This is a genomic window from Rahnella bruchi, assembly GCF_003614975.1.
Lineage (GTDB): Bacteria > Pseudomonadota > Gammaproteobacteria > Enterobacterales > Enterobacteriaceae > Rahnella > Rahnella bruchi.
On sequence record NZ_QZWI01000016.1, the window covers coordinates 17,564 to 30,761 of the forward strand.

Sequence of the window (13,198 nt, forward strand, 5' to 3'; positions counted from 1 at the left end):
TCGTTTGCAAAACCCTTTCTCAGTCTCCCCCTTCGCAGGGGGAGAAGCTAAGAGATTTATACCCCTAAACGCGCTTTCGCATCGGCAATTGCCTGCGCGACCTGCTGCGGAGAAACACCGCCTTTAGCCGCACGTTTATCGAGACAGGATTGCAGTTCGAGAATGGCGTAAACGTCATCGCCAATCACGCTGCTGAATTTCTGCAAATCTGCCAGCGGCAATTCTTCCAGCGCTTTGCCCTGATTTATCGCTTCCACTACCGCTTCACCCACAATATGGTGCGCTTCACGGAACGGAACACCTTTGGCGACCAGATAATCCGCCAGCTCGGTGGAGTTGGCGTAACCCTGCTGTGCGGCTTCTTTCGCTCGCGGGCGTTTCACCTGAATACCGTCCAGCACCAGCGATGCCATGTTCAGACAATCCATCCAGGTGTCGAGCGCGTCGAACAGCCCTTCTTTGTCTTCCTGCATGTCTTTGTTATACGCCAGTGGCAGACCTTTCATGGTCATCATCATGCCGGTCAGTGCGCCCTGCACCCGACCGCATTTGCCACGGATAAGCTCCAGCGCGTCCGGGTTTTTCTTCTGCGGCATCAGGGAAGAGCCTGATGTCACACGGTCAGACAAATCGATAAATGCCGCTTCACCGGTGTTGAAGAAGATCAGATCTTCGGCGAAACGGGACAGGTGAACCATGCTGATGGCCGCATTGGAAAGCAGTTCCAGCACGTGGTCACGGTCGGACACGCTGTCGAGGCTGTTGCGGGTGGCAGATGCAAAGCCTAACCAGCCTGCCAGCTGCTCGCGGTCCATCGGATACGCAGTACCGGCCAGTGCGCCACAACCCAGCGGGCTGACGTCCAGACGGGTCAGCGTATCTTTCAGACGGCTTTCGTCACGCGCCAGCATTTCGACATACGCCATACACCAGTGCGCGAAGGTCACCGGCTGAGCGCGTTGCAGGTGAGTGTAACCCGGCATCACGGCGTCCTGATTAGCTTCAGCGGTAGCGACCAGCGCCTGTTGCAAATGATGTAACGCATCGCCCAGCTCAACCACCTGCGCTTTACACCACAGTTTGATGTCAGTGGCGACCTGATCGTTACGGCTGCGACCGGTGTGCAGTTTTTTGCCGAGATTGCCGACTTTATCGATAAGCTTACCTTCGACCCAGCTGTGAATATCTTCGGCATCGCTGGCTAAAATAGCGCGGGGATTGGCACGGACTTCCTCCAGCAGTACGGTCAGGGCTTCTTCCAGCTGAATCTGTTCATCCGCGGTTAATACATTCACGGTTACCAGCGCTTTGGACCAGGCAACGGAGCCCACAATGTCCTGCTCTGCCAGCCGGTAATCGAAACGCAGTGAATCATTCAGCTCTTTAAAACGCTGATCTGCTGCCTGAGTAAAACGTCCGCCCCAAAGTGCCATTTTCCTGCTCCTGAAATTTTTTATGCAAAAGGGCGCAAGATGCTGCGCCCTGACAAAAGTGTGTACCGTATGCGCGCCAGATCCGAAGCTACGCCAGAATGCGTGTGCCGATCGCTACGCCGTTAAATAGTGCCGGTAATTGCTCGGCGTGACGCCAGCTGGCGATGTCCACCGGACGTCCGAGAGAACGTGCAGCATCCAGCGCGGCGTGGACTTTGACGATCATGCCGTCAGTGATAATGCCCTGCTCAATCAGCTGTTCCGCTTTCTCTGCGCTCATTTCCGGAATACGCTGACCTTTGCCATCGAGAATACCGCTGACATCAGACAGCAGGATCAGATCTGCGCCCAGCGTGGCCGCCAGCGCCGTTGCCGCCTGATCCGCATTTACATTCATCAGTTCACCGGCTGCGGTTATGCCAATAGAGCTGACAATCGGCAGATAGCCTGCGCCGGTCAGCGTGTTGATTAGCGCCGGATTGCCCGCTTCCGCTTTACCGACGAAGCCCAGTGATGCATCCAGCTGTGTGACGCTGACGGTGCCGCCGTCCGCCAGAGACAGACCCACCGCATTGATATGATTTTTTACCGCCCACGCCAGCAGGGTTTTGTTAGCGCTGCCCGCGAGCGCGCCGGTGATGATATCAATCTGGTCAGCCGGAGTAACACGCAGACCAGCTTTTTTCACCACGGGCAGATTCAGCTTTTTCATCAGCTCATCAACCAGGCAGCCGCCACCGTGAACAATGACCAGCGGGCGGTGATATTCCTGACGATAAGCTACGACCGCCATGAACAGGCGCTCAAGCGCTTCTTCATTGTCCAGCAACACACCACCTAATTTGATGACTAACGGATTCATAGCTGTTCGCGCCCCGACCGGTTGAGAATGTTAATTAATAACAATGGGTTTCATTTAATCTACCACCCCTGCGCGTCTGAATAAACGCTCAGGGGCGGTTGTTTTTGTTTGCTGACAATCTGAGGATTGTTAAAGCAGAGATTGCGTTTCAGGGAAGCCGAAACGGATATTCATGCACTGAACCGCCTGTGCTGAGGCGCCTTTGAGCACGTTATCTTCCGTCGCCACCACAATCAGGTGTTCGCCTTTCACCGCAAAACCGATATCGCAGAACGGCAGACCGACCACGTCTTTCAGCGCCGGAACACCTTTGGTGTACAAACGCACCAGCGGTTTATCGTGATAAGCATTATGGAAAGCTTCCGCCACATCCTGCTCCGTCACACCCGCGTTCAGACGGCAGGTGATGGTCGCCAGAATTCCGCGCGGGAAGTTGCCCAGATGCGGGGTGAAAATCACCGGCACGCCCAGGTGTTCGACAATTTCCGGCTGATGACGGTGGCTGAACAGTTTGTAAGGCTGAAGACTGACTTCGCAGAAGCTGTTGCCGAGCGTGGCTTTACGACCTGCGCCGCTGACGCCACTGGTGGCGTTGATGACCGGCCACTGGCCGTCATTGAGCAGACCCTTTTCGATAAGCGGTTTAAGCGCCAGCTGTGAAGCGGTCGGGTAACAACCCGGCACGGCGATCAGCTGCGCGTCTTTTAATTTGTCAGCCTGCCATTCGGCCAGGCCATACACGGCTTTATCGAGCAAATCGAGATGCTGATGCTCGAAGCCGTAGAATTCGGTGTAAAACTCAGGTTTGCTGACGCGGAAGGCTCCCGAGAGATCAAACACCACGCAGCCCGCCGCCAGAAACTGTGGCGCCAGATCGTGGCTGACTTCGTGCGCGGTCGCCAGAAATACTACATCGACACCTTTCGCTGCTTCCGCCACATCAGTCAGCGGCAAAACAGGCAAATCGACGATGCCTTTTAATTGAGGATGCAAATCAGAAAGCAATTTTCCTGCATCTGCACTTTGCGCTGAAACCGTTAAACCGGTTATGTTCATATGTGGGTGGCGATTCAGGTAAGCGGCGAGTTCGGCTCCGGCATAACCTGTGGCACCAACAATCAGCGTATTCAACATAGGGCTTGTTCACCTTCTCAATTTTTGGGTAGGGGCCGGATGAATTTTTTCCGGTTTCCTTACGCGCTGGCTTATTGTATTTTTATTCACAATTATTGCATGAATATGAATACTACCCTAACTAAAGGCTGTCAACAGTGAAGATGAAATTACCTCCTTTTATTGAGCTCTACCGGGCGTTAATTGCAACGCCTTCCATCAGCGCAACCGACGCGGCTTTGGACCAGAGCAATGAGACGTTAATCAATTTACTGGCAGGCTGGTTCGGTGATTTAGGCTTCAAAGTCGAAGTGCAACCCGTTCCAGGAACACGCCATAAATTCAATATGTTAGCCAGCACCGGCGAAGGCGCTGGCGGCTTGCTGCTGGCCGGCCACACCGACACAGTTCCGTTCGATGATGGCCGCTGGACACGCGATCCGTTCACCCTCACCGAGCATGAAAATAAGCTCTATGGTCTGGGTACTGCCGACATGAAAGGTTTCTTCGCCTTTATCCTCGATTCACTGCGTGATGTAGACCTGACCAAACTGACTAAACCGCTGTATATTTTGGCGACCGCTGATGAAGAAACCACCATGGCCGGTGCCAGCTATTTCTCCAAAAACGCCAAAATCCGCCCCGATTGCGCCATCATTGGCGAACCGACTTCCCTGAAGCCCGTTCGTGCGCACAAAGGTCATTTGTCGAATGCTATTCGCATCACCGGCCAGTCCGGTCATTCCAGTGATCCTTCACGCGGCGTGAACGCGATTGAGCTGATGCATGAATCGATTACCCATTTAATGACGCTGCGCAATACGCTGAAAAGCCGTTACAACCACAGTGGTTTCGTGATCCCGTACCCGACCATGAACTTTGGGTATATCAACGGCGGCGACGCGCCAAACCGTATTTGTGCGTGCTGCGAAATGCATATGGATATCCGCCCGCTGCCGGGTCTGACGCTGTCCGAGATCAACGGATTGCTCAATGAAGCGCTGGCACCGGTGAGCGAACGCTGGCCGGGACGTCTGGCGATTGAGGAACTGCATCCGCCGATCCCGGGTTATGAGTGTCCGCCGGATCACCCGCTGGTGCAGGTGGTCGAAAAGCTGCTGGGTGTGGAAACGGAAATCGTTAACTACTGCACCGAAGCGCCGTTCATTCAGGAACTGTGCCCGACGCTGGTTCTCGGACCGGGTTCTATCGATCAGGCGCATCAGCCAGACGAATATATTGATACCGCGTTCATTAAACCAACTCGCGAGCTGATTTCTCAGGTCGTTCATCACTTCTGTTATCACTGATACTGAATTACGGATTGATGAAGAAACAATCAGGGCGCTCACGGGCGCCCTTTGATACTGTACAAAACGTTGATTAGCCAAACTGATATCGTCGCTGTTGTAATTAAATTTCAGCGACATCGCCAAAAAGACCATTTTTCATGTGAGTGATCGGGGCTTTTTGGGTTAAAACAGGGGTGGCATTTAAAAAGTATGGCCAGGTTGGCAGGGTGAACGGGGCAAGAATGCCTGACGGGTGAAAGTTATTTACAGAAAATAAAAATTAAACGAGAGAACGGGTCAGAGGTAATATGAACGAACAATATTCCGCAATGCGAAGTAATGTCAGCACCTTAGGTAAATTGCTAGGTGACACGATCAAAGATACGTTGGGAGAGCATATCCTGGATCGTGTTGAGAAAATCCGTAAGCTGTCGAAATCCTCCCGTGCCGGAAACGACGCGGATCGACAGGAATTGCTGTCAACGCTGCAAAATCTCTCAAATGATGAGCTGCTGCCGGTTGCCCGAGCTTTTAGCCAGTTCCTGAATTTAGCCAACGTGGCGGAACAATATCACAGCATTTCGCCGCACGGCGAAGCAGCCAGCAATCCTGAAGCGCTGGCGCAATTGTTCGATCGTCTGAAATCCAAAAATCTCTCTGAACAGCAATTACGGGATGCCGTTGACCAGCTTTCTATCGAACTGGTTCTGACCGCGCACCCGACAGAAATTGCCCGCCGTACGCTGATCCACAAACTGGTCGAAGTGAATAACTGCCTCAAGCAGCTCGACCATAATGATCTGGCCGATTACGAGCGCAAACAAATCATGCGCCGCCTGCGTCAGTTGATCGCGCAGTCATGGCATACCGATGAAATCCGCAAAAATCGCCCTTCTCCGGTGGATGAAGCCAAATGGGGCTTTGCGGTAGTAGAAAACAGCCTTTGGGAAGGCGTGCCGGCTTTCCTGCGCGAACTGAATGAGCAGCTGGAATCTTCACTGGATTACAAAATGCCAGTGGAAGCCGTGCCGGTTCGCTTTACCTCCTGGATGGGTGGCGACCGCGATGGTAACCCGAACGTGACCGCGGATATCACCCGTCACGTGCTGTTACTGAGCCGCTGGAAAGCAACTGACCTGTTCCTGCGCGATGTGGCAGTGCTGGTGTCAGAGCTGTCGATGACCGAATGTACGCCGGAGCTGCGCGAGCTGGCCGGTGGTGCGGACATCCTCGAACCTTACCGCGAAATCATGAAGCAGCTTCGTTCGCAACTGACTAATACTCAGGTGTATCTGGAAGCCCGTCTGAAAGGCGAACGCGTTGCACGACCTCACGATCTGCTGGTGAAAAATGATCAGCTGTGGGCACCGCTGTATGCCTGCTACCAGTCGCTGCAAGCTTGCAACATGGGCATTATCGCCAACGGTCAGTTGCTCGATACCCTGCGCCGCGTGCGCTGTTTCGGCGTGCCGCTGGTCCGTATCGACGTGCGTCAGGAAAGCACCCGCCATACCGACGCTATCGCTGAAATCACCCGTTATCTGGGGCTGGGCGATTACGAAAGCTGGTCAGAATCTGACAAACAGGCATTCCTGATCCGCGAACTGAATTCAAAACGTCCGCTGGTGCCACGTCACTGGGAACCTAGCGCAGATACCAAAGAAGTGCTCGATACCTGTCAGGTGATTGCCGAAGCGCCGGAAGGTTCGATTGCGGCGTATGTCATCTCAATGGCGCGTACTCCGTCTGACGTGCTGGCCGTGCATCTGCTGCTTAAAGAAGCCGGTTGCCCGTTCCCGCTGCCTGTCGCGCCGCTGTTCGAAACGCTCGACGACCTGAACAATGCCGACGATGTGATGAAGCAGTTGCTGAGCATCGACTGGTATCGCGGTTTCATTCAGGGCAAACAGATGGTGATGATTGGCTATTCCGACTCCGCAAAAGACGCGGGCGTAATGGCGGCATCATGGGCGCAATATCGCGCGCAGGATGCATTGATCAAAACCTGCGAGAAATCCGGGATTGCTCTGACGCTGTTCCACGGACGCGGTGGTTCTATTGGCCGTGGTGGCGCACCGGCACAGGCAGCATTGTTGTCTCAGCCTCCGGGCAGCCTGAAAGGTGGCCTGCGCGTCACCGAACAGGGCGAGATGATCCGCTTCAAATTCGGTCTGCCGGAAGTCACCATCAGCAGCCTGGCGCTGTACACCTCGGCGATTCTGGAAGCTAACCTGTTGCCACCGCCTGAGCCGAAACAAGCCTGGGTCAACATCATGGAACAGCTGTCTGATGTGTCTTGCAAGATGTACCGCGGTTACGTTCGCGAGAACAAAGACTTCGTGCCTTACTTCCGCGCCGCAACGCCTGAGCAGGAACTGGCGAAACTGCCACTGGGTTCGCGCCCGGCGAAACGTAAAGCCAGCGGCGGTGTTGAAAGCCTGCGTGCTATTCCGTGGATTTTCGCCTGGACGCAAAACCGACTGATGCTGCCAGCCTGGCTGGGCGCCGGTGCCGGTTTGCAGGCTGTGGTGGATGGCGGTAAACGCGACGAGCTCGAAACCATGTGCCGCGACTGGCCATTCTTCTCCACCCGTATTGGTATGCTGGAAATGGTGTTTGCGAAAGCGGACCTGTGGCTGGCGGAATACTATGACCACCGTCTGGTTGGCGAAGAACTGTGGCCACTTGGACAGCAACTGCGTGAGCAGCTGGCGAGTGATATCAAAGTGATTTTGGCGATTTCTAACGACGATCACCTGATGGAAGACTTGCCGTGGATTGCGGAATCCATCGCACTGCGTAACGTCTACACCGACCCGCTGAACGTGTTGCAGGCTGAATTGCTGCACCGCTCCCGCGAGCTGGAGAAAGACGGCAAACAGGACGCTAACGTTGAACAGGCGCTGATGGTGACGATTGCTGGTGTGGCAGCAGGTATGCGTAATACCGGCTAATTCCCGCAGACAAGCACCCAAAGAAAAACCCGCGAATTCGCGGGTTTTTTGTATTCTGCATCGGGCAAAAGATTAAGCGCGAACCGGCACGGCGATTTCAGGGCGCACACCCAGCGTGTGGCAAATCGCGTAGCTCATTTCTGCACGGTTCAGGGTGTAGAAGTGGAAATCCTTCACGCCTTCGCGGCTGAGGATTTTTACCATGTCCATTGCGATATTGGCACCGACCATTTTGCGGGTTTCCGCATCATCATCCAGCCCTTCAAACTGACTGTTCATCCATTTCGGCACACGCACATTGGTCATCGTAGCAAAGCGCGTCAGCTGCTTGAAGTTGGACACCGGCAGAATGCCCGGCACGATTTCTACATCAATTCCCTGACCGGCGCAGCGGTCGCGAAACCGCAGGTAGCTTTCGACATCGAAGAAGAATTGCGTGATGGCGCGGTTTGCACCGGCGTCAATTTTACGTTTCAGGTTAATCAGATCAGCCTGCGCGCTTTTGGCTTCAGGATGCACTTCCGGATAGGCCGCGACAGAAATATCAAAGTCGCCGACTTCTTTCAGCAAATGCACCAGATCGGTGGCATACATTTCGGGTTTGCCGCCGCCTGCCGGTAAATCCCCGCGCAGGGCCACAATGTGACGAATGCCACTGTCCCAGTAATCCTTTGCAATCTGGCGCAATTCATCACGGCTGGCATCGATACAGGTCAGGTGCGGTGCCGCTTCCAGACCGGTACGCTCTTTAATGCCTTTAATGATGCTGTGCGTGCGGTCGCGCTCGCCGGAGTTTGCGCCATAAGTCACAGAGACAAACTTGGGTTTAAGGCTGCTGAGACGGTCAATAGAGCTCCACAACGTATCTTCCATCTCGCTGGTCCGCGGCGGGAAAAATTCGAAAGAAACGTTAATCTGACCCTGTAACTCGGCCAGATTCTGATTCAGCGCTTCGCGCTGGTTTGCGTGGAAAAAGCTCATAAACACTACCTCATGGATCACTGCGTTTTATTATGGTTCGTCATGATGGACGTTTGGACGTCTAAACGTATAGATAGAAAATGACGGAAAGCGGGCAAAGTGTCAACGTTAAAATGAGGGGATAGGATGATTAATCTTCACGCAAACTGAAAGAATTTCACTTTGGGGAATGTTTGCTGCGGGGAAGATGAGGAAAAATGGAGATTTTTTACTCCTGCCCTTCATGAGACGGACAGGAGTAAGGAATTACAGAAGTTGAGTCAGACGATTAAGGTCAGACTGCAATGCACCGGCGGTGACATCACGTCCTGCACCCGGCCCGCGGATCACCAGCGGGTTATCGCGGTACCAGCGGCTTTCGATAGCAAACACGTTATCGCATGGTAAAAGGGAAGCCAGAGGATGATCCTCACGCACCGCTTCAACACCAACGCGCGCTTTGCCGTTCGCATCGAACCGCGCCACGTAGCGCAGCACCAAACCCATTTCGCGGGCGGCTTCCAGACGTTGCAGCATTTGCTGGTTCAACGCCTCGCCGTCTTCAAAGAACTGATCGACGGAACCTGTCACACAGCTCTCCGGCACCAGCGACTCAACACGAACTTGCGTCGGTTCAATGTCATATCCCGCTTCACGCGCCAGAATCACCAGTTTACGCATGACATCCTGACCGGATAAATCATCACGCGGATCTGGCTCCGTCAGCCCCTGTTGCCACGCCAAATCCACCAGTTCTGTGAACGGCAGCGTGCCGTCAAATTGCAGGAACAGCCACGACAATGTACCGGAGAAAATCCCGCTGATGGCCAGAATGCTGTCGCCGCTGTCGCGCAAATCACGCACCGTATGGTTTACCGGCAAACCGGCGCCCACAGTGGCGTTATACAACCAGTGGCTGTCAGTTTTAGAAAACGCATCGCGGATCTGGCGGTATTTATGGGTGTCCGACGCGCCAGCCAGCTTGTTGGCGCTGATCACGTGGAAACCGTAACTGGCGAAATCCAGATACTGATCGGCCAGTTCAGCGCTGGCGGTGACGTCCAGCACCACTAAATCGTCATAAGGATGCGCACGCATCCACAGGAACAACGATTCTTCATCGTGCGCCTGTGCTTCATCATCAAAGAAAGCCAGAGCACGGCTGGCGTCCAGCCCTTCATAATTAAGCAGGCTGCGCTTACTGTCGACCACACCGGCCAGCACGAACTCAAAGCCGCTGCGGGCAGAAATGTTCTTTTGCTCGCGGGCGAACAGTTCCAGCCAGCGTGAGCCGATATTGCCTTTACCAAACAGCATCAGACCGATTTGCTTTTCAGCACGGAACAGCGTCTTGTGCAGCCCCTGAATCAGGTGCGCGGTCGGGCCGATACGCAGCACAGCGACCAGGCTGATGCCGTCTTCGGCCTGCCATATAAACTCGACAGGCTGATCTTTCATTTCCTGATAAAAACGGTGGCTGTGCAGCGGATTCTTGCAAACCCCCGCACCGACCAGCGCCACCAGCGCCAGCCCTTCACGCAGCGTCAGACGCGCCGGAAGTGCCGCCTCTTCAAGAACCTGCAACGCACTGCCCGCCACTTCGGAGGTGTAGCAAAGTTGCAGCAAATTACGGTCAGGATGAATGCCGGTACACAGCGGTTTGATCTGCGCACGTTTCAGCAGCAGCTCAACATCTTTTTGCGCCAGACCAAAATCGTGGCCGGACGGAATGACCATTTCGATCAGACAGATATCATCGTGGCTGGTGACAATTTTTGCACCTGTACCGGAAGCCAGCACGCGCTCAATACGCGTTGAGCCTTGCTCCGGCTGGTAGCTGCAACGCAGCTGTAAATCGATATCGCTGCCGGAAACCGGCTGAAGCGTACGGGTGTGCAATACCGGGGCCGCCAGACGCGCCAGTTCACTGGCTTCATCGAGGCGCAGCAACGGCAGCAGACACGCATCTTTTACTTTACGCGGGTCAGCGCTGTAGACACCGGCCACATCACTCCAGATAGTCACGCGGCTGGCATCGGCGAGTGCGCCAATCTGAGTAGCGGAATAGTCACTGCCATTACGGCCAAGCAACACGGTTTCACCCGCTTCGCTGCGGGCGATAAAGCCGGTCACCACCAGATATTGCTGAGGATGTTGCGCGAGAAGTTGTTGCAGCAGCGGATACGAACGGCCCTCATCCACCTGAGGTTGAGCGGCACGTTCAGCACGCAGGAATTCACGGGCATCCAGCCAGGCGGCCGGTAATTCCAGTTTGCATAACACCGCAGACATCAGGCGTGCAGACCAGACTTCGCCGTGCCCGACGACTTCGGCGTAAATCGCGTCGGTCATTTTACCATCAAGCAAAACGGCCAGACGTTCGAGATCATGAATAAACGAAGCAATAAGCGGTTCGGCCATTTCCGGCGGCAACAGGCCGGTTATCAAATCACTCTGATAACGGCGCAGAGCCTGCTGAACCTGATGCGCGGCAATTCTGTCTGTCTGGCTGAGCTTCAGCCAACTGATCAGCTGGTTGGTTGTGCTGCCCGCCGCCGACACCACCATCATGTCACCCGGCTTAGCATACTCGGCCATGATCCCGGCAACGCGCAGATAACATTTCACGTCGGCCAGACTGCTACCACCAAATTTGTGCAACTGACGGCTTCCCGCCGGCGCTGCAACCGCTATTGCATTCATACTTACCTCGTTGCCACTGACTGGAATGCGTGTTCCAGATCAGCAATCAAATCTTCGCTGTCTTCAAGACCTACAGAAATACGGAGCAAGCTGTCAGAAATCCCGGCGGCTTTACGCGCTTCTGGCGCCATGCCAGCATGCGTCATGGTCGCGGTATGAGAAATCAGGCTTTCGACGCCCCCCAGTGATTCTGCGAGGGTAAATAACTTCAATTCTTTCAGGAAATGGCGCAACTGAGCTTCATCTCCGTTAAATTCAAAACTGATCATGGCACCGAAGCCACGTTGCTGACGGCGGGCAATTTCATGGCCCTGATTTTCCGGCAGCGACGGATGATACAGCTTTTTGACCTGCGATTGTTTCTGTAAATAAGCAACAATTGCCAGTGCATTTTCCTGCTGCTGTTTCACGCGAACGGTCAGCGTGCGCAGACCACGCAATAACAGATAGCTGTCAAAGGCTGCGGCGGTCACACCGATGTTGTTCGCCCACCACGCCAGTTCTGTCGCGTGTTCTGCGGTCTTAGATATTACCGTACCGGCGACCACATCAGAATGCCCGTTAAGATATTTCGTACACGAATGGACGACTAAATCCGCCCCAAGCTGCAACGGGTTCTGCAAGGCCGGACTGAGGAAGGTGTTATCCACCACAGTCAGCGCACCGGCGTCGCGGGACGCATCGCAAATCGCCTGAATGTCCACGACACGCAGCAACGGGTTGCTCGGGGTTTCAATCAGCACCAGCTTCGGTTGTTCTTTCAGTGCTTCAGCCAGCGCCTGCGGGTCGCCCTGATCGACAAACAGCACGCGATAGGCGCCACGCTTGCTCAGGCTGTCGAACAGACGGTAACTGCCGCCGTAGCAATCGTGCGGCGCAACCAGTAAATCGCCAGGTTTCAGAAAGACCGTACATACCAGATGAATAGCAGACATACCGCTGCTGGTCAGTACCGCACCGGCACCCCCTTCCAGATCAGCCAGCGCACGCTGGACCACATCACGTGACGGATTACCGCGACGCGAATAGTCATGGGCTCTTGGCTGATTGAAATCTTCAAAGTTGTAAGTACTGGAAAGGTAGATTGGCGGAACTACACAACCATATTGCTGATCATTGTTCAGGCCACTGCCCACGGCAATGGTGGCTTGCTTGTGCGTCATAATCATTTCTTCCTGACGAAATGCGGAGGATGAGGGTGTCAAGAGTAACGCCCGGAGTTATAGACGTCAATACATCTGGACATCTAAACTTCTTTGCGTATAGATTGAGCAACAGAGCAATACCCGCTAAAATTATGGCGTTAATGAAGATGTCAGGCAGATCTGTCGCGCGGAGGTAGTTAAGCGCAAGGTGACAAAACGAACAATGCCGCAGAGGAAATCGTGAGATATCCCTGTCAAATCCCGACATTTATTTAGTGAGAACAGTGAAAATCGGGCATAATCACGCGGTTTTCAGAATTTTATTTTTTTATAAATTTAAGGTGTCCCATGGCTGAGTGGAACGGCGAATATGTCAGCCCTTACGCTGAACACGGTAAGAAAAGCGAACAAGTTAAGAAAATCACGGTATCCATTCCGCTGAAAGTCCTCAAAATTCTGACTGATGAGCGCACCCGTCGCCAGGTGAACAACCTGCGTCATGCGACCAACAGTGAATTATTGTGCGAAGCTTTCCTTCATGCCTTCACCGGTCAGCCTTTGCCGAATGACGAAGACCTGCGTAAAGAACGCAGTGACGAAATCCCGGAAGCGGCGAAGATCCTGATGCGTGAACTGGGTGTGGATCCTGATACCTGGGAATACTGATCGCGATGTTGCAAAGAAGTGCTGAAAGACCGTGCGAACCGTCGCGCGTTTTTTCAGTGTCTTTGTAATT

Annotated in this window: 9 protein-coding genes; 3 read left to right on the forward strand and 6 right to left on the reverse strand. The window is 54.0% G+C overall.

Annotation, left to right across the window (positions count from 1 at the left end; translation table 11 throughout):
• Positions 1-56: 56 nt before the first annotated feature.
• From argH to argC, 3 genes are all read right to left on the reverse strand, one after another.
• Positions 57-1,433 (reverse strand): argininosuccinate lyase, encoded by a 1,377-nt coding sequence (argH, locus tag D5398_RS20800; RefSeq protein ID WP_120509331.1) that lies wholly within the window; start codon positions 1,431-1,433, stop codon positions 57-59.
• Between the two features lie 88 nt (positions 1,434-1,521).
• The gene (argB, locus tag D5398_RS20805) at positions 1,522-2,295 is read right to left on the reverse strand and encodes an acetylglutamate kinase (protein WP_120509332.1); all 774 of its coding nucleotides are present in this window, start codon (positions 2,293-2,295) and stop codon (positions 1,522-1,524) included.
• A 129-nt stretch (positions 2,296-2,424) separates the two neighbouring features.
• Entirely contained in the window at positions 2,425-3,429 is a 1,005-nt protein-coding gene (gene argC / locus D5398_RS20810; RefSeq protein ID WP_120509333.1) for an N-acetyl-gamma-glutamyl-phosphate reductase, read from the reverse strand.
• A 137-nt stretch (positions 3,430-3,566) separates the two neighbouring features.
• Here argC and argE point away from each other — a divergent pair, with 137 nt between their 5' ends.
• Together argE and ppc are read left to right on the forward strand one after the other, a co-directional pair.
• A complete protein-coding gene (argE, locus tag D5398_RS20815; protein WP_120509334.1) occupies positions 3,567-4,718 on the forward strand; it encodes an acetylornithine deacetylase in 1,152 nt (383 codons plus the stop codon).
• Positions 4,719-5,008: 290 nt separating this feature from the next.
• Positions 5,009-7,654, forward strand: a complete 2,646-nt coding sequence (gene ppc / locus D5398_RS20820; RefSeq protein WP_120509335.1) for a phosphoenolpyruvate carboxylase — start codon at positions 5,009-5,011, stop codon at positions 7,652-7,654.
• A gap of 72 nt (positions 7,655-7,726) precedes the next feature.
• Here the strand turns inward: ppc and metF are convergent, their stop codons facing one another.
• The 3 genes from metF to metB all read right to left on the reverse strand — a co-directional run bounded on the left by metF (position 7,727) and on the right by metB (position 12,480).
• Complete coding sequence (gene metF / locus D5398_RS20825; RefSeq protein WP_120509336.1) at positions 7,727-8,635, reverse strand: methylenetetrahydrofolate reductase; 909 nt, start codon at positions 8,633-8,635, stop codon at positions 7,727-7,729.
• A gap of 246 nt (positions 8,636-8,881) precedes the next feature.
• On the reverse strand, positions 8,882-11,317 hold the full coding sequence (locus D5398_RS20830) for a bifunctional aspartate kinase/homoserine dehydrogenase II (RefSeq protein ID WP_120509337.1): 2,436 nt from the start codon (positions 11,315-11,317) through the stop codon (positions 8,882-8,884).
• A 2-nt stretch (positions 11,318-11,319) separates the two neighbouring features.
• Positions 11,320-12,480 carry a cystathionine gamma-synthase gene (metB, locus tag D5398_RS20835; protein ID WP_120509338.1) on the reverse strand — a complete coding sequence of 387 codons (1,161 nt, stop codon included), beginning with the start codon at positions 12,478-12,480 and terminating at the stop codon, positions 11,320-11,322.
• Between the two features lie 330 nt (positions 12,481-12,810).
• On the opposite strand from metB, the gene metJ reads away from it, so the two are divergent.
• A complete protein-coding gene (metJ, locus tag D5398_RS20845; RefSeq protein ID WP_004392248.1) occupies positions 12,811-13,128 on the forward strand; it encodes a met regulon transcriptional regulator MetJ in 318 nt (105 codons plus the stop codon).
• Positions 13,129-13,198: the final 70 nt, after the last annotated feature.